The 20,834-nt window shown below is 63.5% G+C and carries 19 protein-coding genes and 1 pseudogene; 8 read left to right on the top strand and 12 right to left on the bottom strand.

Features of this window, described 5'->3' with window-relative positions; genetic code table 11:
- The 10 genes and pseudogenes from V7116_RS09795 to V7116_RS09750 all read right to left on the bottom strand — a co-directional run.
- Nucleotides 1-283: pseudogene (locus V7116_RS09795) on the bottom strand (substrate-binding domain-containing protein); the annotation flags it as partial.
- Nucleotides 284-369: 86 nt separating this feature from the next.
- Entirely contained in the window at nucleotides 370-1,398 is a 1,029-nt protein-coding gene (locus V7116_RS09790; RefSeq protein WP_324391733.1) for an ABC transporter permease, read from the bottom strand.
- A 10-nt stretch (nucleotides 1,399-1,408) separates the two neighbouring features.
- The gene (locus V7116_RS09785) at nucleotides 1,409-2,944 is read right to left on the bottom strand and encodes a sugar ABC transporter ATP-binding protein (RefSeq protein WP_324391732.1); all 1,536 of its coding nucleotides are present in this window, start codon (nucleotides 2,942-2,944) and stop codon (nucleotides 1,409-1,411) included.
- Nucleotides 2,945-2,953: 9 nt separating this feature from the next.
- Nucleotides 2,954-3,970 (bottom strand): LacI family DNA-binding transcriptional regulator, encoded by a 1,017-nt coding sequence (locus tag V7116_RS09780; protein WP_324391731.1) that lies wholly within the window; start codon nucleotides 3,968-3,970, stop codon nucleotides 2,954-2,956.
- A gap of 211 nt (nucleotides 3,971-4,181) precedes the next feature.
- A complete protein-coding gene (locus V7116_RS09775) occupies nucleotides 4,182-4,820 on the bottom strand; it encodes an NADPH-dependent FMN reductase (RefSeq protein WP_324391730.1) in 639 nt (212 codons plus the stop codon).
- Between the two features lie 53 nt (nucleotides 4,821-4,873).
- Nucleotides 4,874-5,542: an alpha/beta hydrolase gene (locus V7116_RS09770; protein ID WP_324391729.1), complete on the bottom strand. Its 669-nt coding sequence runs from the start codon at nucleotides 5,540-5,542 to the stop codon at nucleotides 4,874-4,876.
- Nucleotides 5,535-6,497, bottom strand: a complete 963-nt coding sequence (locus V7116_RS09765) for a ring-cleaving dioxygenase (protein ID WP_324391728.1) — start codon at nucleotides 6,495-6,497, stop codon at nucleotides 5,535-5,537. Before V7116_RS09765 ends, V7116_RS09770 begins: the two co-directional genes overlap by 8 nt.
- A gap of 68 nt (nucleotides 6,498-6,565) precedes the next feature.
- A complete protein-coding gene (locus V7116_RS09760; RefSeq protein WP_324391727.1) occupies nucleotides 6,566-7,486 on the bottom strand; it encodes an LLM class flavin-dependent oxidoreductase in 921 nt (306 codons plus the stop codon).
- Between the two features lie 74 nt (nucleotides 7,487-7,560).
- Entirely contained in the window at nucleotides 7,561-8,112 is a 552-nt protein-coding gene (locus V7116_RS09755; RefSeq protein ID WP_324391726.1) for a YceI family protein, read from the bottom strand.
- Between the two features lie 93 nt (nucleotides 8,113-8,205).
- Entirely contained in the window at nucleotides 8,206-8,679 is a 474-nt protein-coding gene (locus tag V7116_RS09750) for a MarR family winged helix-turn-helix transcriptional regulator (protein ID WP_324391725.1), read from the bottom strand.
- Nucleotides 8,680-9,438: 759 nt separating this feature from the next.
- On the opposite strand from V7116_RS09750, the gene argC reads away from it, so the two are divergent.
- The 7 genes from argC (at nucleotide 9,439) to V7116_RS09715 (ending at nucleotide 16,581) form a co-directional block, all read left to right on the top strand.
- Nucleotides 9,439-10,452, top strand: coding sequence for an N-acetyl-gamma-glutamyl-phosphate reductase (gene argC, locus V7116_RS09745; RefSeq protein WP_324391724.1), 1,014 nt, complete (start codon nucleotides 9,439-9,441; stop codon nucleotides 10,450-10,452).
- 24 nt (nucleotides 10,453-10,476) lie between these two features.
- Entirely contained in the window at nucleotides 10,477-11,223 is a 747-nt protein-coding gene (gene argB / locus V7116_RS09740) for an acetylglutamate kinase (RefSeq protein WP_324391723.1), read from the top strand.
- Nucleotides 11,224-11,241: 18 nt separating this feature from the next.
- Nucleotides 11,242-12,444, top strand: coding sequence for an aspartate aminotransferase family protein (locus tag V7116_RS09735; protein WP_324391722.1), 1,203 nt, complete (start codon nucleotides 11,242-11,244; stop codon nucleotides 12,442-12,444).
- Entirely contained in the window at nucleotides 12,441-12,950 is a 510-nt protein-coding gene (locus V7116_RS09730; RefSeq protein ID WP_324391721.1) for a GNAT family N-acetyltransferase, read from the top strand. Before V7116_RS09735 ends, V7116_RS09730 begins: the two co-directional genes overlap by 4 nt.
- Nucleotides 12,943-14,136 carry a bifunctional glutamate N-acetyltransferase/amino-acid acetyltransferase ArgJ gene (gene argJ / locus V7116_RS09725; RefSeq protein WP_324391720.1) on the top strand — a complete coding sequence of 398 codons (1,194 nt, stop codon included), beginning with the start codon at nucleotides 12,943-12,945 and terminating at the stop codon, nucleotides 14,134-14,136. The genes V7116_RS09730 and argJ overlap by 8 nt, the downstream gene beginning before the upstream one ends.
- 168 nt (nucleotides 14,137-14,304) lie before the next feature.
- Entirely contained in the window at nucleotides 14,305-14,985 is a 681-nt protein-coding gene (locus tag V7116_RS09720; protein WP_324391719.1) for a hypothetical protein, read from the top strand.
- 216 nt (nucleotides 14,986-15,201) lie between these two features.
- Nucleotides 15,202-16,581 (top strand): hypothetical protein, encoded by a 1,380-nt coding sequence (locus V7116_RS09715; protein ID WP_324391718.1) that lies wholly within the window; start codon nucleotides 15,202-15,204, stop codon nucleotides 16,579-16,581.
- A 7-nt stretch (nucleotides 16,582-16,588) separates the two neighbouring features.
- Here V7116_RS09715 and V7116_RS09710 read toward each other — a convergent pair whose 3' ends face one another.
- Nucleotides 16,589-18,433, bottom strand: a complete 1,845-nt coding sequence (locus tag V7116_RS09710) for a MutS family DNA mismatch repair protein (protein ID WP_324391717.1) — start codon at nucleotides 18,431-18,433, stop codon at nucleotides 16,589-16,591.
- A gap of 195 nt (nucleotides 18,434-18,628) precedes the next feature.
- Here V7116_RS09710 and V7116_RS09705 point away from each other — a divergent pair, with 195 nt between their 5' ends.
- A complete protein-coding gene (locus tag V7116_RS09705; protein ID WP_324391716.1) occupies nucleotides 18,629-19,519 on the top strand; it encodes a hypothetical protein in 891 nt (296 codons plus the stop codon).
- Nucleotides 19,520-19,783: 264 nt separating this feature from the next.
- Here V7116_RS09705 and V7116_RS09700 read toward each other — a convergent pair whose 3' ends face one another.
- On the bottom strand, nucleotides 19,784-20,764 hold the full coding sequence (locus tag V7116_RS09700; protein ID WP_324391715.1) for an aldo/keto reductase: 981 nt from the start codon (nucleotides 20,762-20,764) through the stop codon (nucleotides 19,784-19,786).
- Between the last annotated feature and the right edge of the window lie 70 nt (nucleotides 20,765-20,834).

The following is a 20,834-nucleotide window of genomic DNA, read 5'->3' as shown; positions in this document are numbered from 1 at the left end:
GGCTGATGATGATGCCATCGACGCCCTGAACGATAGCGGCTTCGACGTCACCGGTTTGCTTCGGGGCGCTGTTCTGGCCGTCAGCCGTCAGCAGATCGATGTTGCCCAACACTTCCGCTTCCGCTTCGATCTGGCTTTGCATGTGGACGAAGAAGGGGAACGCCATGTTCGGCATCGAGCTGAAGATGGTCAGTTGTTCGTCGTCTTGCGCTGCCGCCGGAATGGCCATCAGGCCACAGGCAATCGTAATCATTAACAGGACGGAGAGGAGTTTCTTACTCATGTTTAGGGCTCCTAAAGGTAACTATTGCTTGGTCGGATGAACGGTCTTCGTCGATCGTGTCCCTCGAAGCGTTTCCTCCTTCCCGGTTAGGCGCGCCGCTTGGATTTGATGAAGCGGTCGAAAGCAACGGCCAACACGATGATGACGCCGATCACAATTTGCTGAGTGTAGGACGAGACGTTCATTAGCACCAACCCGTTTTTCAGCACGCCGATCAGCATCGCGCCGATCACCGTGCCCGGGATGCCGCCTTCGCCGCCGAACAGGCTCGTGCCGCCGATGACCACTGAGGCGATCACGTCCAGCTCGTAACCCTGCCCGGCGACGGCTTCCGCCGAGTTCAACCGGGCCGCCAGTACAAAGCCCGCCAGACCGGAGAAAAAGCCGACGATGGTATACACACTGACCAGGATCAGGTTGACGTTCAGGCCCGATAGCCGCGCGGCTTCAGGATTGCCGCCCACCGCGTAGACGTGGCGGCCATAGCGCGTATAGCGCAGCACGATGTGGGCCAGCACCGCGAAGACGATGAAGACGATGACGGGGACGGGGACCTGATCCATCACCTTTTCCTGTCCCCAGAAGCGGAACTGCTCGTTGAAGCCGCTGATCGGGCCGCCGTTGGAGAACAGCAGCGCCATGCCGCGGAAGATCGACAGGCCGCCAAGCGTCACCACGAAGGGCGGTACGCCCAACTGGGTGATAGCCAGCCCCTGCACCATTCCGCCCGCCGTGCCGACGGCCATCGCGGTCAGCGCCGCCAGCGTCACGCCGTAGCCGACTTCTTCAGCCGTGCTCAGCGAGAGCGTATTCTCGGTGCCGCCCTTGGCGACCGCCGCGCAGATCAGGCCCGACAGCGCCAGCAGCGAGCCGACCGACAGGTCGATGCCGGAGGTCAGGATCACGAACGTCATGCCGATGGAGATCAGACCGGTGATCGAGATCTGGCGCATCACGTTGAACAGATTCAGCGACGACAGGAAGCGCGGCTGCTGAACGCCAAACACGATGACCAGCGCGATCAGGAAAATTAGCGGTGCAAACCGGCCCACGAAGTCGATGACGCTGAACTGCCGGGCGGGGGCTTTCGTCCGTGTAAGGGATGCTTCACTCATTATCTCGTCCTTAAGAAACTATTGACTGCTGCTCAAGCGCCATGACTTGCATCAAGCGTTCTTCGGTGGCTTCTTCGCGCGTAAACTCGCCGGTCAGGCGACCGTTGCGCAGGGTGATAATGCGGTCACTCATGCCGAGAATTTCGGGCAGCTCCGATGAAATCATGATGATGGCGATGCCGTTGCGGGCCATCTCGTCCATGAGCTGGTGCACTTCGGCTTTTGCGGCGACGTCGATGCCGCGCGTCGGTTCGTCCACGATCAGCACGCGCGGGCTGAGCGCCAGCCAGCGCGCCAGCACGACTTTCTGCTGGTTGCCGCCGCTCAAATTGCGCACGCGCTGATCCGGGCCGGACATACTGATGTTCAGGTTGCCCCGGTACTGCGCGACCATTTCTTGCTCGGCGCGCTCGCGTACGAACACGCCCCAGCGCAGCAGCTTGGGCAGCGACGCGATGCTCATATTTTCGCGCACGGCCAGCGCCAGGAACAGCGCCTGCTGTTTGCGGTCTTCGGGGACCAACCCGATGCCGAGCCGGATCGCGTCACGCGGGGAATGGATCTTGACCGGTTTGCCGTCCACCTCGACCGTGCCGCTGGTGATCGGGTCCGCGCCGAAGATCGCCCGCGCCAGCTCGGTACGGCCCGCGCCGACCAACCCGGCGAGGCCCAGAATTTCTCCGCGCCGCACCCCGAACGAGATGTTGTCGAGGAAGATCGCGGTGGGGTTGCGCGCGTTGCCTTTGCGGCTCAGCCCGGTCACTTTGAGGGCGATTTCACCCGCTTCGTGGCCGTCCTGACGGCGGAACAGGTCGTCTACCGAGCGCCCGACCATCATGCGGATGATGTCGTTCAACGTGATGTTTCCGATGTCTTCCGTGCCGACCAACCGGCCATCGCGCAAGATCGTCACGCGGTCGCAGACGCGCAGCGCTTCTTCGAGGTGATGCGTGATAAAGATGATGCTGATGCCCTGCTTCTTGAGGTCCCGCGAGATCTGAAGCAGCTGCTCGACTTCGTTCTCGCTGAGGGCGGCGGTCGGCTCGTCCATGATGATGAGCTTGGACTTCATCGACAGCGCCCGCGCGATTTCGACCATCTGCTGCTCGGCCACGCTGAGCGTGCGTACCAGCCGCATCGGGTCGAGGTCGATGCCCAGGCGGTCGGTGATCTCGCGCGTTTCCCGGCGCATCCGCCGCCAGTCGATGAGGGTTCCGGCGGGGCCCGGCTCGCGCCCGATCAGCACGTTTTCAGCGATCGACAGGCTGGGGACCAGGGTGAACTCCTGGTAGATGGTGACGATGCCCAGATGCTGCGCGTGCTGCGGGCTGCCTACGTTCACCATCTGCCCGTCGAACTCGATCGTGCCGCCGTCGGGCTTGTACGCGCCGGAGAGAATCTTGATGAGGGTCGATTTGCCCGCGCCATTTTCCCCCAGCAGGCCGTGAATCTCGCCGCGCCCGACCTCCAATGACACGTCATTGAGGGCCTGGACGCCAAGAAACGCTTTACTGATGTGTTCCATTCTTAATAAAGGTTGCTGCATTTTTCCTCCTCATCCTGCCAGACATGGCCCGGTTGAGCGACGAATGACCAGTGTCGGCGAGAGAGACACATGTATATCTTCGGGCGGTTCGCCCATGATCAGCCGGAGCAGCAGATCGATTCCGACCTGCGCCATTTCCGCTACGGGCTGCTGGACAGATGTCAGGGGCGGGTAGAGGTAGCGGCTGACGTCGAGGTCATCAACGCCAATCAGTGAGATGTCTTCGGGAATGCGCAGCCCTGCCTCGCGGATGGCGTGTGCGGCGCCAATCGCCAGGCTGTCGTTGCTGGCAAATACGGCGGTAGGGTGTGGAGCGGTCGCCAGGAGATCCTGCATGGCGTGGTAGCCTTCGTTGGGCGTCCACAGGTTCGTGCTGTTCGACACGTAGCTGTAGCTGAGGCCCATCTCCTTAAGGAAGAGGCGATACCCTTCCAGGCGCGTCATGGCGGTGAGCGCGTTTTTCGCCCCGCTGAGGTGCGCGATGCGGCGATGACCCAGTTCGTACAGGTGCGTCATCGCCATACGCGCAATGGCGATGTTGTCCACCTTGCAGTACGCGCCTTCATAGGTGGGCGGCACGCGGTCGATAGCCACGACGGGCAGCGGGAAGTCGCGCAGGAGCTGCGACGTTTCGAGGAACTGGGCGCTCTGCACGATCAGCAGGCCGTCGCCCCAGCCATTGATCATGCGCCGCACGCAGTCTGTCTCGCGCGATTCGTTTTCGTGCGTGTTGAACACTAAAACGCTGTAGCCATGTTCCCAGGCGACATCCTCGACGGCGCTGACCATCGCGGCAAAGTGCGGATTGCCAAGGTTGGGGACGACGAAACCGATCACCTGTGTGCGCCCGGTGCGGAGGCCCTGTGCCATCGGATGGGGGACGTATCCCAGGTCGTTAATTGCTTGTTCGACCCGGAGGCGTGTTTCTTCGGAGATATAGGGCCAGCCGCGCACGACATTTGAAACGGTGGTCACGGACACACCGGCACGATCGGCTACGTCGCGTAATGTAATTTTTGAAAGCATATAATGAAACTCGTAAGTGGTTAAGGTTTTACTTTAACGTTTCACAAATCGTTTCACACACAGTATAGGGCAAAAATTTCGAGGAATCAAGCAGTTTAGCACACTCATTATGATAAGTGCTGTTCTTGGCATAAAGTTTGACTCTAATTATCAACGGAAGGCAGGATAAAGTAAAGCCGGGCGGATTTCCGAATCCGCCCGGCTTTGGGGTTCAGCGGGTTGGTGCGGCAGCTGGCACCGGTTCCCCGGCGCGCAGCCGGAGCGTCCAATCGCGCAGCCCAACCAAAAGCTGCGTGACCAGCGTGCGCGTCGTGTCGTCGGTCAGCCGCCCCTGCTCGTCGAACTTCTGCGGCGCCTGCGCGATCAGAATTTCCGGGCGGCGCAGCATCACGTGGCTGCCGGTTGAGGTCAGCACGTTGCGCAGATCGTCCTGAGCGCGGATCGTGCCCCACAGGCCGCCCGTCGCGCCCATCATGGCTGCGGGCTTGCCGGACATCGGCGACCGGCCTGCCGGGCGCGACGCCCAGTCGAGTGCATTTTTCAGCACGCCGGGCATGCTGTGGTTGTATTCCGGCGTGGCGATCAGCAGCGCATCCGCCTTGGCGATGGCCTGCTTGAACAGCTCGATGGCGGGCGGGCGAATGCCGTCCTGATCGAGATCGGCGTTGTAGAGCGGAATGTGCGACAGGTCGAAGATAGACAGGCTCATGCCGTCCGGCATGAGTTCCTGCGCGGCCCGCAGCAGCGCCCGATTGTAAGAGTTTTGGCGCAGGCTGCCCGCGAACCCCAGCACGTGAAGTTCCTGCGGCGCGAACTGATCGGCTTCCTGCGTCACAAGCGGTGTGTTCATGGTCTGATCCTTCCGGTTAGTTGGAAGTGCTGGCGGGCATTCTGCGCCCACCCCTAGGTTTGATGCAAAGCGAGCAGCGCGCGCATCATCGAGCTGGCCGTGTCGATTTCGTCCTGGTTGACCGTGTGTCCCATGCGCGCGTACAGCCGCGCTGTCACCGCCGCGCCGAGATCTGACAGCACGCGCTCGGACTCCAGAACGCGGGCGGCGGGGATGTGCGGATCGGCATCGTCGCAGCCGATGAACACGGGCGTGCCGTCCAGTGTGCCGGGATAGTTGCGCGGCGTACCGTCGGGGCCGATCAGCCCCCCGCTGAGCGCGATCACGCCGCCATATCGCCGGGCGTGGCGCGCTGCATATTCCAGCGCGAGGCACGCGCCCTGCGAAAAGCCGAGCAGGATCATGCGCTCCGGCGCGATGCCTTCCGCCTCAAGCGTATCCAGCGTGTCGCCCACGGCAGCCAGCGCCGACGAGAGGTATGGCTCGTTACGGTCCAGCGGCTCCAGAAAGCTGTACGGATACCACGTGTGGCCCGCGGCCTGGGGCGCGACATACGCATAACCCGGCACGTCGAGCACCCCGGTCAGACCCAGGATGCTCTCCGCCGTTGCGCCGCGCCCGTGCAGCATGAACATCACGGCACGAGCGCGGTCGAGCGGCTCGCCCGCCGTCAGCGCAGGTTGGCCCTGGTGAGGCCCGCGCGCCGCCGCCGGATCAGTCACGGGGACCGCCTTCGCTCGCCGGGACGCGCAGCGCCGGAAGCTGCCGCTCGATGACGGCGCGCTGGTTTTCGTACCACGGCGGCAGCTTGAGCGTTTGCCCCAGCGTCTCCAGCGGCTCATCGACCAGCATGCCCGGCGGATCGGTGGCAATCTCGAACAGCACGCCGCCCGGCTCGCGGAAGTAGATCGAGTTGAAGTAGAAGCGCGGCTGCACGGGCGTGACGTTCAGCCCCAGTGTGCGCAGCGTCGCCATCCATTCAAGCTGCTGGTCATCGTCCGGCGTGCGCCATGCGACATGATGGACCGTGCCCGCGCCGCTGATGGCCCATTCCGCGTCGGGCACATTGAGGATATCGACCCGCGTGCCAATGCCGCCGTCGCCGGTCTGGTAGCGCGTGCGCTTGCTTTCCTGTGCAACGCGCTCGAACCCGAATACTTCCGTTAGCAGCCGTTCGGTTTGTGTGGGATCGCTTTCCCATAACGTAACGCTGTGGAAGCCGCGCACGGCATATTCCGCGGGGACGGGTCCATTCCCCCAGGCGGGCAGATCTTCGACCCCCGCCTGCGGGATCAGTTCGAGCGGCTGGCCGTCGGGATCGACGAACGGCAGCACGTCATCGCCAAAGCGTGCGGTTCGCTCCCCGACTGTGACGCCGTGCGTGCGCAGGCGTTCCGCCCAGTAGTCGAGCGATTCCTGCGGCACGGCGAACGCGATGGCCCCGGTTTGCCCTGCGCCCTGCCGCCCGCGACGTGCGTTGGTCCATGCGAAGAACGTCAGGAGTGTGCCCGGCGTACCGGTTTCGTCGCCATAGTAGAAGTGGTAGGTTCCGGGATCGTCAAAGTTGACGGTCTTTTTCACCATACGCAGCCCCAGCACCGTCGTGTAAAAATCGACGTTGCGCTGCGCGTCCCCGGTGATGGCCGACACGTGGTGGATACCGTTGATTGCTGCCATGCGGTTACCTCGATTCTCCTGAGTGGTCCTTCAGATTGTAGTGCAACCCTATGCGGACTCCACGCCCATCAGCGCGGCGCGAGGGCCACCGCTTCACGCACGGCGGGCGCGACTTCCTGCGCGAAGACCTCGATCTGGCGCAGCTCGTCGCCCGCCACGGGCCAGAACAGGAACGTATCCTGGCGATAGTCGCGGTAGTAGTGGACCAGTTCCTCAATCCAATCGTTGACCGTCCCGTACAGGTTGCCTTCGGACAGCCCCGCAGGCCGTCTGGTGTCGGGCCGCAGTTCGATCATGCCCATCAGGTTGTAGCCCCGGCGGATATCCGTGGGTGCGCGTCCGGCCTCGATCGCGCTGTCGTCGATGCGTGCGTTGAAGTCCGGCAGGCGCTCCGGCGGCACGTAGGGGCGGGAGATGAGCAGCCCGTCGGCCAGCCGCCCGGTGATGCGCAGCATACGCGGGCCGAGTGCGCCCGTCCACAGGCGGATCGGATGCACCGGGCCGGGGCCGGGCCGCGCGCCGTTGACCTGATAGAACTTGCCCTGGTAGGTGAACGAGCCGGTGGTGTTGTCCCACATCCCGCGCAGGACGTGCAGGGCTTCTTCAAAGGCCGAAGCCGCTTCGCCGGGGGAGCGCGTCGGAACGCCGTAGGCCTCGATGCCCTGCCAGTACGCGCCCGCACCGATGCCCAGTTCCACCCGGCCCCCGCTGATCACGTCCAGCGAGGCGGCCTGCTTGGCGAGCATCGCGGGTGGACGCAGCGGCAGATTGGCGACGTTCGTCAGCACGTGGACGCGCTCCGTGCGCGCGGCCAGCGCCGACAGCAGCGTCCAGGTGTCGAGCATGCTGCGATTGTACGGATGGTCCTGCACGCCGATCAGATCCAGGCCGGTGCGATCTGCGACGGCGGCCCGCTCGAACGCATCCTGTACGCTGTCTGCGCCGGGATGAATGTTGATGCCAAACAGGGGTGGCAACGTGTCCGTCATGACTTCCTCCGGGTAAATAAAAGCCGCTGGCAGGTTACCCTGGCGCAGCGGCATGTTCGTCGTTCCGGCGAGGGTTATGCGCCTGCCGAAGCCGCCTGAGCGCTTTCCTGCTTGACCAGTTCCAGCTCGATGTTGATCTTGATGTCGTCACCGACCAGCACGCCGCCGGTTTCCAGGCCCTGGTTCCAGGTCAGATCCCAATCCTTACGGTTGATCTTAGCACTGGCGTTGAACCCGGCGCTCGTGGTGCCCCACGGGCTTTTCGCCTGGCCGACGTATTCCACGTCGAGCACGACGGGCTTGGTGATGTTGCGAATGGTCAGGTTGCCGTGCAGCTTCGCCGTATCTTCGCCGGTCCGCTCGACGCGCGTGCTCTCGAAGACCATCTGCGGATAGTTTTCCGCATCGAAGAAGTCGCCGGAGCGCAGGTGATTGTCGCGCTGTTCCTGGCGGGTGTTGATGCTGGCCGTGTCGATCACGACGTGAACCGTCGTGTTCTCAGGATTGTTCTCATCCAGATCAACGGTGCCTTCGAACTTGTCGAACATGCCGCGCACGTTCGAGATCATCATGTGGCGGACGGTGAACTGAACAGCCGAATGTGCGTTATCGATTTGCCAAGCCATGAGTTCCTCCTACGGATACCCTTATGCCGTATACATATAGATTGTCGCGATATTGACTGTTTAGATATAAACAGTTCCTTCAAAAAAAGAGCCCTAACACTCTTCTTTCTCGTTGCGCAGCGCCCGGTCGAGTTTTGCCAGCAGGGAGAGCAGCGTTGCCTGCTCGTCCGGGTTCAGCGTTTCAAAACGGCTGTCGATGTGCGTTTCGAGCGCGGGCGCGGCGGCATCGAATGCACATTCACCGGCGGGCGTCAGATAGAGGCGGTGCGTCCGACGATCTTCCGGGTCGTCCCGCCGCTCGACAAATCCGGCGGTTTCCAGCCGGTCGATCAGCCCGGCGACGTTGCCCTTGGTGACCAGCAGCCGCCCTGCGAGCATTTGCTGGTTCAGCCCCGGCTCCGACGCCAGATGCGAAAGCACGTCGAACTGTGCCCCGGTCAGGCCATATGCTGCGAGCAGTGCCTGCTCCCCGCGTGAGATGCGCGAGTGTACACGGACCATGTGAAGCCAGCCTAGAATACTGGTCCGGTACTGGCGAGCAACCCGGCGCTGCACTTTCTCGATCATGCCCGTCCCATCAAAAGGTTTAGATGTGAACTATCTGATAGTTTACTCGTGAGCCAATGCCCTGTCAAGGCGTCTGGTACAACATTAACACAGTTCTTATGCGGGCGGCACTCCTGCGGCGAAGGTGAGGGAAAAAGTTCTTTTTACCGCCTTACATAGACCATGCTCTCTTTGCTCCCTGGGGCTGTTATGCACGCTTTGAGCGAGAGAACTGGTTTCTCACGCGTTCCTGATTCCGCGAACCGTAGGGGCGGGGCTCTTTCCGCCCGTTTTTCCCTTCCCCTGTGGAACCGGAGTAAGGATTCAGGGAATGAGAGGCTGGAAGTGCATAACACGCTCCATGCCGACCTCTATGTGAGCTTTCAGATGATCTACCATGAGGCAATCCGCCCAACAGACACATCAGCGAGCGCCGCGCGCGGGGTGGTCAAACGGGCGCTGGCAGGCCCGGATAGGCTGCGCCGGGCGGGGCATTCGGTCATTTGTACAAAATTTGTGATCAAGTATTGTCATCACACGCAAGGTGTGTTACTGTAAAACATCAGTGTTCGAAACCCTGTAGGGTGACCTGTTCTCATGTTACTTTCAAAGCGTCTTCCTCGCCGTCCGCGTGCTCGCCGTCCCGAAACTCTAACGGGTCCGGCTTAGTGGCGTTTGCAGCGAGAGATTGATCACGACCTGCACAACCGCTCCCGGACCCGGGAGCGGTTTTTTGTTGTCAGGGGCACTTGAGGCGCCCCGGAAAGGCATACAGCGCGCATGACCATTCACGTCGGCATCTACGGAGCCACCGGCTACACGGGCCTGGAGCTGATCCGGCTGCTGGAGCGGCATCCCGAGGTGGAGATCACCTTTGCGACCTCCGAATCCAGCGCGGGGCAAAGCCTTCGACAAAGTTGGCCTCTCGCCCCGGACCTGACTCTTGTCGCCGCCGCCGATGCCCCGCTTGACGCCGTACAGACCGTCTTCCTCTGCCTTCCCCATACCAAATCCGCTCCCATCGCTGCAAAAGCACTCGCCCAGGGCGTGCGCGTCGTCGATCTCTCGGCGGACCTGCGCCTGGACGATCCGGCGGTGTTCGAGAAATGGTATAAGGTCACACATCCCGCGCCGGAGCTGCTGCCGATTCCCTACGGGCTGCCGGAACTGGGCCGGGATGCGCTGCACGGCGCGATGGCGATCGCCAACCCCGGCTGCTACGCGACGGCGACGCTGCTGGGTACGGCGCCGCTGGCGCGCTGCGGGCTGCTGGCGGCGGGCGCACCGGTCATCGTGGACGCCAAGTCGGGCGTGTCCGGCGCGGGGCGCACGCCCAAGCTGGGCAACCTGTTCGCGGAAGTGCACAACAACTTCTCGCCCTACAACATCGGGCGGGCGCACCGCCACATCCCCGAAATCGAGCAGGTGTTGGCCGCGCAGGGGCAGAGTGGCTACGGTCAGTTGGTCTTTTCGCCGCACCTGCTGCCTACCGACCGGGGCATCATTGCCACGATTTACGCCCAGGTGACGGACGCGGGTGCGGTGCGCAGTGCGTTCGAGTCGATTTTCGCCGGGGAGCCGCTGGTGAGCGTGCTGCCTGCCGGGGAGCTGGCGACGTTGCGCCACGTAGTCAACACGCCCTACGCTGCCCTGTCGATCACGCCCGTCAGCGACTCGATGGTGATCGTCGTCTCCGCGCTGGATAACCTGCTCAAAGGCGCGGCGTCGCAGGCCGTGCAGAACTTCAACCTGATGTGGGATTTTCCCGAAACCGCCGGGCTACTGCCCCTGTAAGCGCAAAAGGACGAACCGGTACTCATGAGCCTTTCCCCTATCGTGATTAAGGTTGGCGGCAATGATCTCGACCAGCCGGGGTTTATTGAAGGGCTGGCGGAAGCGGTCGCCATGCTCCAGCAGCAGACGCCCTGCATCGTCGTGCACGGCGGCGGGCGGGCGATCAACCAGCTTCAGGAGCGGCTCGGTTTGCAGCCCGTGTACTCCAACGGGCAGCGCGTTACCGACGAGGCCGCGCTCGAAGTAGCCGAGATGGTGCTTTCGGGCGGCGTGAACAAGCAGATCGTATCGGCGCTGCTGGCGGCGGGCGTGGATGCGCTCGGCCTCAGCGGCGTGGATCGCGGGCTGCTGCACGTCGAGCCGTGGTCGCCGGAGATGGGGCGTGTAGGACGGATTATCGCCGTGCGCGCGGACGTGTTGGGGAGCCTGTGCGAGCAGGGTATCACGCCGGTCGTCTCTCCAATCTCGCTGGGTGCGGACGGGCACTATAACGTCAACGCCGATCACGCTGCCGGGGCGATTGCCGCCGCGCTGCGCGCCGCCCGCGCGACGTTTGTGACCAATGTGCCCGGCGTGCAGGTGGATGGTGCGGTCGCGCCCGCGCTGACCGTCGCGGAGACGCACGCGCTGATCGATCGCGGCGTGATCACGGGCGGGATGATTCCGAAGGTTCATGCGGCGCTGGCGGCCATCGCCAGCGGCGTGCAAAAAGCAGTGATTACCAATTTGCCAGGGCTGTCGGCTGGGACCGGCACGGTATTTGTGGCATAGGGAGACAGACCAGAACTCATGTCGTTGAGCGTTGCCGAAAAGACAAAGCAGTACGTGTTGGGAACCTACGCGCGCGCGCCGTTCGTGCTGGATCACGGCGAGGGCATGGTGATCTATGACGAGGCGGGCAATCGCTACCTGGACTTCGCGTCCGGGATCAGCGTGAACGCGCTCGGCCAGTGCGACGCGGACATCACCGCCGTGGCGCAGGCGCAGATGTCCAAGCTCGGTCACACCAGCAACCTGTATTATTCCGCGCCCCAGGCGGACCTGGCCGAAGTGTTGTGCCAAACCAGCTTCGCGGACAAAGTGTACCTGGCGAATTCGGGTACTGAGGCCGTCGAGGCCGCGATCAAGTTCGCCCGCAAAGTCGCTTATACCCGCTACGGTCCCGGTCAAAAAACCGGGATCGTAGCGTTTACGGGCGCGTTCCACGGGCGTACGATGGGCTCGCTGGCGATGACCCCGCGCGAAAAGTACCAGAAGGCGTTCCGCCCGCTGCTGCCGGACGTGGCGATCGCGCCGTTCAATGACGTGGACGCGATCGCAGAGTTCGTCACGGACGCGACGTGCGCCGTGTTCGTGGAGCCGGTGCAGGGTGAGGGCGGCATCAACCCCGCCTCGACCGAATTTTTGCAGACGCTGCGCGAAACCTGCGACCGCGTGGGCGCGCTGCTGGTCTTCGACGAGATCCAGTGCGGCATGGGCCGCACCGGGACGCTGTGGGCCTACGAGCAAATCGGGGTCGTGCCGGATATGCTCACTGCGGCCAAAGCGCTCGGCAGCGGGCTGCCCATCGGCGCGGTGTTGATGACGGACGCCGTTGCGGGCGTGATGGGCGTGGGCGACCACGGCAGCACCTTCGCGGGCGGTCCGGTGATCTGCCGCGTAGCGGAAGCGACCGTCAAGCGCATCAGCGATCCGGCGATGCTGGCGCACGTTCAGGAAATGGGCGAGCTGCTGGTCGAGCGTCTGAAAGAGTTGAACTCGCCGCACGTGGTCGAGGTGCGCGGGCGCGGGCTGATGGTCGGCGTGGAGTTCGACATGGACGTCACGCCGCTGATCCAGGCGGGCTACCAGCACGGGCTGATCCTGATCAATGCCGGGCCGAACGTCCTGCGCTTGCTGCCGCCGCTGGTCGTGGAGCCGGAACACATCGACGCACTCATCGACGGACTGACCGCGATTCTGGCCGAACTGCCGGAGGGCACTGCTGCATGATTGTTCGCCGCCCGATTGACGACGAAGTAGCGCCCATCCTCGCGCTGTTCGAGGATGAAGTGCGCGCCGGGCGTATGCTGCCGCGCACGCCGGAGAGCATCCGTGACAGCCTGGACGATTGGCTCGTTGCCGAGATTGACGGGCAGGTCGTCGGCTGTGTGTCGCTGGTGTTCTTCAATCCGACGCTGTGCGAGATTCGCTCACTGGCGGTGCACCCTTCTTTTCGCGGCAACGGGATCGCAGTCGAGCTGGTGCGCGCCGCGATCACGATGGCCTACGATCGCGGCAGCCAGCGCGTGCTGACTCTGACGCGTGCGCCGCGTGTGTTCGAAAAGGTGGGGTTCCACCGCGACTTCGTCGCCAACTTCCCCGACAAGGTCTGGCGCGACTGCACGCCGTGCCCGTTCCGCATGGCCTGCGATGAGATCGCGCTGATTTACGATTTGATGATACCGGAACATGCGGAGGTGCTCACGCCATACCGTGAGGGGGTGTTTTGTGTCTGACGAAATCCATACCGTAACAGGGTTCACGCTTGCCGGGACACACAGCGGCTTGAAGCCCGAAGACCGGCCCGACATGGCGCTGGTCGTCAGCGATCGCCCCTGCACGGCGGCGGGTATCTTTACCACCAACCGCGTCAAGGCCGCGCCCGTGCTCTACGATCAGGGCGTGCTGGCCGTGCCGGACGCGGCGATCCGCGCGGTGCTGGTCAACACGGGCAGCGCCAACGCCTGCACCGGTGACGCGGGCCTGGAAAATGCGCGCCAGAGCGCGATCTGGGCGGCGGACGCGATTGGCTGCGCGGCGGACGAGGTGCTGGTGCTCTCGACGGGCGTGATCGGTCTGCCGCTGCCGATGGACTGCATCGCGCGCGGGATCGAGTCGCTGAACGGCAAGCTCAAGGCTGGCTCCTGGCAGGATGCGGCCCGCGCGATCATGACCACCGACACGCGCCCGAAGGTCGCCAGCGTGCGGACGGCGGAAGGCTACACCATCACCGGCATCGCCAAGGGTGCGGGCATGATCGCGCCGAACATGGCGACCATGCTGTCGGTGATCGCCACCGATGCGCAGGTCGCGCGAGACCTGCTCGATCGCGCGCTGCGGCAGGCGGCGGATGCCAGCTTCAACCGCATCGTGGTCGATGGCGACATGAGCACCAACGATACCGTGCTGGCGCTGGCGAATGGCGCGTCCGGCGTGGCCGTACAGGACGAGGCCGCGTTCGTCGCCGCGCTGAGCGACGTGGCGATCGCGCTGGCGCAGGCCATCGTGCGCGACGGCGAAGGCGCGACCAAGTTCGTGACGGTCCAGATCACCGGGGCGGCCAGCGAGGACGAAGCCCGCACCGTGGCGCGCTCGATTGCGACGTCGGCGCTGGTCAAGACCGCGTTTTACGGCGGCGATCCCAACTGGGGCCGCATCCTGTGCGCGGCGGGTTATTCCGGCGCGGAGATCAACCCGGCGACGGCGTCGCTGTGGCTGCTGCACGCCGACGGGACCGATGCGATCCAGCTTGTTGCAGGCGGTCAGCCGCTCAACTACGACGAACCGGCAGCGATCCAGCACATGCAGGACGATGAATGGGGCGTGCGGCTGGATCTGGGCCAGGGTGATGCGTCCACGTGGGTATGGACGTGCGACATCAGCCACGAGTACGTGACCATCAATGGGCACTACCGCACGTAGCGGCATCCGCTCCTATCGAGAATCCGTCAGCGAGGGCCGGTATCCATCCGGCTCTCTTTTTTTCTTCTACCTATGCCAAAGTTCGCTTATGATTGAATCGGGCGTTTGCTGTGTATGACGCGCAGCGACGGATGGACGCGGCGTGGGGCAAAGGGCAGGCGGTGGCGAATGCGCGTAATAGGAACCTGGATCAAACGTCACACGGCAGCACTGATCATCATGGCCATCTATTGGCTGCTGTTAGAAATTGCGATTGCTCTGCCGACGACGGTGGACTGGTATCTCTGGTCGCTGCGCCTGCAGGTGCTGTTGACTGTGGTGCTTCTTCCCCCGCTTTTCGTAGCAACGATCCTTATTGTTGATTATGGGTCGTCGGTGGTGTTTTGGATCCCTATCGGCCTTGCGTTTCTGCTGGTCGGGCTGGTGCTGGAAATGGTTGCTCGCCGCGTCAGGCCGCTGGCGGCGGTCATGGCATTTTTTATGATGAGCGGTTGCTGCGTCATCTTCTTCAATTCCGATGAGACTATCGATTGGTCCGATATGTGGGGCGTGACGCGCGCCGGGCAGTGCGAGCGCTTCGTTTCTGAGACAGCAGGCATGCGAGTCACGGTCTTCGAAAAAACGGCCTCTTCTTCACCCTACTGGCGCGATCGGACCCTGTTCCTGGAATCGACCACGGACGGCGGCGACTCGTGGCACCAGTTCGAGTATTACGACGATCACGATCCGGCGCTGGACGCCTGCGGCCAGATCCGGCGGCAGGGCGACGGCTCGATTCGCATCGAGGTCGGCTGGCGTACCTGGATATCGACGGACGGGGGGCGCTCGTGGCACCCGCACTACGAGTGAGTTCGCCGCGTTACGCTGTGGGCGGAGCCGGATCACAACATGGTCCGGCTCTTTTTGTGCCTGCTGCCCGCGTGCATCTTTGATCTTTGGCTGATTTGCAAACTATTGTCTGATTTATTGATAATGGAATAGCGCCGAGCCAGGGGCATCACCGACGCATCCGTCATCTCAGCCCAACACGCCGACCGGTGGCGTGTTAAGAGGGGAGCATAGCCAATGAGCAGGATCGCAGCGACTGTTTATTTTGGCCTGATTGCCATTGGACTTTCGATGGCGGTGTTGACCAGTGGGGCGCTGGCGTGGGATGGCAGCTATATGTTTTTTCTCACGCTGGACAAGCAGGAGCCGTTCATTCCCCACGCGCAGCGCTTCATTTTGCTGGTCGGGCAGGGTCCAATGCTTTTAAGCAGCCAGTGGATCGATGACATCACGCTGCTGCGGATCATCTTTGGCCTGTCATACGCGCTGATCACGTTCGGCGTGCTGCTGCTGTGCTGGCTCATCGTCAAAGATCGGGCGCCGTGGCTGTTCCTGTGGCCGACGCTCGGCATCGGCATCGCCACGCTGCCCCGCCAGATCACGCTCTACTCGGAAGCCACCATCGCCATGCAGCTCTTTTGGCCGCTGCTGCTGGCGCTGCTGGCGGGTCCGGGCAAACGCTGGCAGGTGTTGATCCCCGGATTGGCGCTGGTGTTACTGGTCGCGCATCCCAGCGCGATTCCGTTGATCGCGTTTGCGGCGGGCGTCGCGTTTCTGCTGGCTTTCCGCTTTCGTGATCGCCGGACGTTCTATCTTCGTCAGGCGGGGCTGCTTGCGTCGATCGACGTGATCGCTCTGGTGATCTTTGAGGCGAGAAAATCCTCTTACGAGTCCGATCACATGAGTGTAGAGGTGCTGGTATCGTCGTTCAAATCTGCCGTGTTCGGCCCGATGCTGCTGGCGCTGCTGTTCGCCTATCTGGCTGTGGCGATCCTCTTCGCTGCGCCTGCCATCCGCCAGAAATGGATTTTTCCCGCGTGGGCGTACCGGACGCGGACGCTGTACCGCGTGGCGTTCCTGGCTGTAGCCGGGGCGGGCGTGGTGCTGCTGGTGCGTGTGCTCGTTCCGCGCCTGTGGTGGACGGCCCTGGACTACCGCTTCTGGATCGTGCCGATTACGCTGCCGCTCCTGTCATTGGCGGTTTTCGAAGCCGCCGCGCCGCGTGCCTGGACCGAATCGCTGCGGTTAGAGAACGCCGTGCGCACCCGGATCGTGCTGTTGATCGCGGTGATCTTCGCCGCCGCGCTCAGCGCCAACAGCCTGGGCTGGTTCCGCCTGACGCACAAGCTCGAAAATACGCTGGCCGCCAGCCGCGAGGCGTGCATCCCGCTGTCCTCGATCGACTGGATCGACCACACGCCGCTTGAGCACTGGTCCGTGGCGACGTACTCGCTCGTGGTTCAGGGCCGTCACCCGACCGCGATCGTGCTGCCCGACGATGACTGCAGCGCCGCCCAGGTGGACGGGCTGCACGTCACGGACTGGTACACGCGCCCGTGGGACAAGGGCTGGTTCGATCTCGACGCGCTGGATCAGCGCTTGGCCCGCGCGCCGTAAGGGGCATTTACTCCGCCGGGACGGGCAGGCCCTCCATGCGCATGATCGTCAGCGCGTTGGTGCTGGGCGACGGACCGGGCCGCAGCGTGTAATCGAACGTCATGCGCCCGTCTTCGATGTGCTCCGTAAAGTGATAGTTCTTCAGCGTGGGCAGCGTTTCCGACAGCGTGACCAGTTCCAGGTCGTGCGTGGAGATGACGCCCACGCCGCGTTTGCCGCCCAGCGCCCCAATCAACGAGCGGCTGCCGGTCAGGCGTTCGCGGTTGTTCGTGCCCCGGAAAATCTCATCGATCAGGTAAAAGACCGGATAGGGGTGATCGGCGTCCAGCGCGTCGAGCAGCCCGCGCAGGCATTTCACCTCCGCGTAGAAGTACGAGATGCCGTCCGTCACCGAGTCCGTGATGCGGATGCAGGTGTACAGCCGGAACGGGACGGTATGCAGTGATGCCGCGACGACCGACCCGCCCGCGTAGGTCAGGCACAGGTTGAGGCCGAGCGTACGCAAAAATGTACTCTTGCCCGCCATGTTCGAGCCGGTGATCAGCGCCAGATCGCCGGGTGCGGCCAGCGTGAAATCGTTGCAGACGCGCGTCGCATCGGGGATCAGCGGGTGGCCGAGCGCGCGCGCCTCGAAGGCCGGAATCGCGCCGGGATCGTCGTTCAGCGCTGGGAAGGTCGCGTCCGGGTTCAGGTAGGCGAAATTCGCCAGCCCGCCGAGCGCTTCCAGCTCGAACCAGACATCCAGCCAGCGCGGCAGCAGGGCGTTCAGCGCCGCCTGCCGCCGGTTGAGCAGTTCTACGACATACACATCCCACGGCATGATCGTGCTGACGATCATCCACAGCAGCGGATTGTGGCGCACGCTGGCCGCCGACAGCACGCGCGTCAGGCGGCGAAGCTGCGCCGACGGGCGCGTCTCGGCTTCGTGGAACGGCGCGCAAAGATCTGCCAACGCCGAGCCTTTGACCGGGTGGTAACCCTCGACGACCGCGAACGCGCCGCGCAAGTCCGTCAGCGGATCGCTGAGCGCGTACGCCTTGCCGAACGGATCGCCCAGACCGCGTACGCTCCAGAAGTAAATCGCCGCGTAGACGACGAATGTCAGACCCCAGACCGGCGGCAGCACGCCCACCATGTTAAGCGCGAACAGCGCCGCGTCGATCAGCGCCAGGACGGTCAGCACGACTGCCAGCCGGGCCAGCGGGCGCGGCGGTTCGAGCGCGCCCAGCCAACCGAGCAGCGCTTTGCCTTCCCAGCGCCACGGCATCCCGCCGGAGGCGAAGCCCGCGTCCAACCGCAGCTTGTCGCGGAACAGGGCCAGCGGGGCCAGCTCGCGCACCATGGTTTGCCGCCGCGCGATGCGTGCCGGATCGGGCGTATCGGTGCTGAGCCAGTCGCGCAGGCGCTGGCTGCCGTCGCGCGAGGCGGCGGTGTCCAGCAGGCGGTACAGCGAGTGCTCGCCTACGAGGTCCAGGTCGCGCTCGACGGGGCGGTCGTCGCGGGGCAGGATCGCCCGGGCAGAGGGGATATGCTCCCAGTCCAGGTTCATCCGCGCGATGTGCGCCGCTTTGATCGCGCGCCACGCCGCGTAACGAGCGATGGTGCGGTTGACGCGGCCATGCGCGCGGGTCAGCGCGGCGAAGCCCACCAGCCACACGACTGTCGCGGCCAGCCACGCCCAGATCCCGGCCAGCACGAGCACGAGCACCGTCAGCCCGCCTCCGCCGATGAACGCGATCAGGCGCGCCCAGGTGAAGCGGCTGCTGACCTCTTGAAGTGCGGTTTCGCGCTGCTGCACGCGGTCGATCTGGCGCTGAATGGCGCGCTGGCGGGACTCTTTGGCGGGTGTCATCGGGTGTCCTATCGGTTGGAAGAGAAACACGCCGATTGTATCCATCTGCGCGATGCGGGTCCAAACGCTTGCAAAGCGTCAGACTTCGGCGCTTGAGCGTAGAGTGAGCGTCAGCTTACGGTGTGGCTGGCATCAGACACCTGTAAGCGATCCGTCTTATACTCTAAGTATGAAGGGATAAAGGGAGTCAATACCATGAATCGCGCTGTCCGATCTTTAGTGGTGCTGATGCTCGTTGCGGCGATGTTCGCGGCAGTGGTGCCCGCCGGGGCGCAAACTGGCCCGTACGTTTCCCCACGCGGGATGCTGAGCAATTACTACAACACTATCAACACGCGGCAGTATCAGGCCGCGTATGCCCAATGGCTGAATCCGCCGCAGACCTACGCGTCCTTTGTGGCGGGGTACGCCGACACGACGCGGGTCGATGCGTTTTTCGGCAGTTTCCGCCCGCGCCAGCAGGTGACGACCGCCGGAGCCGTGCCCTCGATCCTGATCGGCTACCGGACCAACGGCTCGGTCGCGGCGTACAGTGGATGTTATTTCGTGACCTATAACGAGGCGGCGGTCGGCATGGGCCAGTGGCTGCTGACCGGCGCGAACATCCAGCCGATGGCGGCGGTTCCTGTGCCGGAAAGCATCCCCACGCAGTTAGCAGGCATCGACTGCTACACCAGCCTGGGCACAGTCGGCTACACCAACACGGTCTATGAGTTCGCAGTGAACTACTTCAACGCGATCAACATGGGCAATTATTGGGGCGCATATACGCAGTGGAGCAATCCACCCCAGACCTATGACCAGTTCGTGCAGGGCTGGTCGGACACGGCAGAGACGGTGCTGTTTTACGGCCTGTACCAGTTCGGCGGCTACCGCGCGGTCGATACGGGGCGCATCCCGGTGGTGCTGTTCGGCTACCACCTCGATGGCAGCATGGTCGCCTACCAGGGCTGCCTCGTGCTGAACTACGGCGCGTATGGCACGACGGGCTGGACGATCGGCGGGGCGAATCTGACGCCGATGCTCTACACGGGCACGCCGCCGCGCGCCAACATGATCGCGGCGCTGCAAGCGTGGTGCTACTGACGCGGCGGGAGATAGGGAAACCGGAACCGGGACGTGTGAGCGTCCCGGTTTTTTGTTGCGGGGAACAGGCATCGGCGCGATCTCACCTTCGGCCCCTTTTCAATCAATTTGGAGACGAGAGCAGATCCATCATCCGTAGGGGTAGGGCTTGCCCTACCCGGTTTTTGTCTTCACGGGCGAGCAAGCCCCGCCCCTACGGGGAAACGAACGAGGGGCGTATCGCAATACGCCCCTACGAAAACACGAGATCGTGTGCCAGCCCGCTTATTTGTGGCCCAAAACCGTGTGCGGCTTGTACGGCTCCTCAAGGAACGCGATGTCCTCCGGCGAGAGCGTGATGTCCAGCGCCTGCACGGCCTGTTCCAGGTGCGGCATCTTGCTCGCGCCGACGATCGGGCTGGTGATGCCGGGCTTGTGCAGCATCCACGCCAGCGCGATCTGCGCCCGCGCATAGCCGAGCCGTTCCGCCAGCACCCCCACGCGATCCGCCACGGCGAAGTCGTCGTCGGCATAGTACATATTGTGCGCGAAGTCGTCACTCTTGCTGCGCGCCGTCTCGCCGCTCTTGTCAGGCGTGCGGTTGCCCGCCAGGAAGCCGCGCGCCAGCGGACTCCACGGGATGACCGCGATGCCCTGGTCGATGCACAGCGGGATCATCTCGACTTCTTCTTCGCGGTAGATCAGGTTGTAGTGATTCTGCATCGAGGCGAAGCGCGTCCAGCCGTGCAGGTCGGCAGTATACAGCGCCTGCGCGAACTGCCACGCGTACATACTCGACGCGCCGATATAGCGCGCCTTGCCCGCCTTCACGACGTCGTTCAGGGCGTCGAGCGTTTCCTCGATCGGCGTGTTGTAGTCCCAGCGGTGGATCTGGTACAGGTCCACGTAGTCGGTCCCCAGGCGGCGCAGCGACGCGTCAATGGCGTCCATGATGTGCTTGCGCGACAGGCCGCGCGCGTTCACGTCGTCGCTCATGGGGTTGAAGACTTTGGTGGCGATGATCACCTCATCGCGGCGCGCGAAATCGCGCAGGGCACGCCCGGTGACTTCTTCGCTGACGCCAACCGAGTAAATGTCGGCGGTGTCGAAGAAGTTGATGCCCAGTTCCAGCGCGCGCTGGATGAAGGGGCGGCTCTGCTCCTCGTCCAGCACCCAGTCGCGCCACTTGGGCGTGCCGTACGTCATCATGCCCAGGCATAGGCGCGAGACTTTCATACCGGTTTTGCCGAATCGTACGTACTCCATGTTTCGTCCTTCCGGTCTAGTGATGGTTCTACGTGTGAACGATCCGTTTTCAGCATACGCCTTAGAGCGC

It is taken from the genome of Aggregatilinea sp. (assembly GCF_036822615.1).
Taxonomy (GTDB): Bacteria; Chloroflexota; Anaerolineae; order Aggregatilineales; family Aggregatilineaceae; genus Aggregatilinea.
Note: the sequence above shows the minus strand (reverse complement) of the source record. Positions and strands in the feature narration are given on the sequence as shown.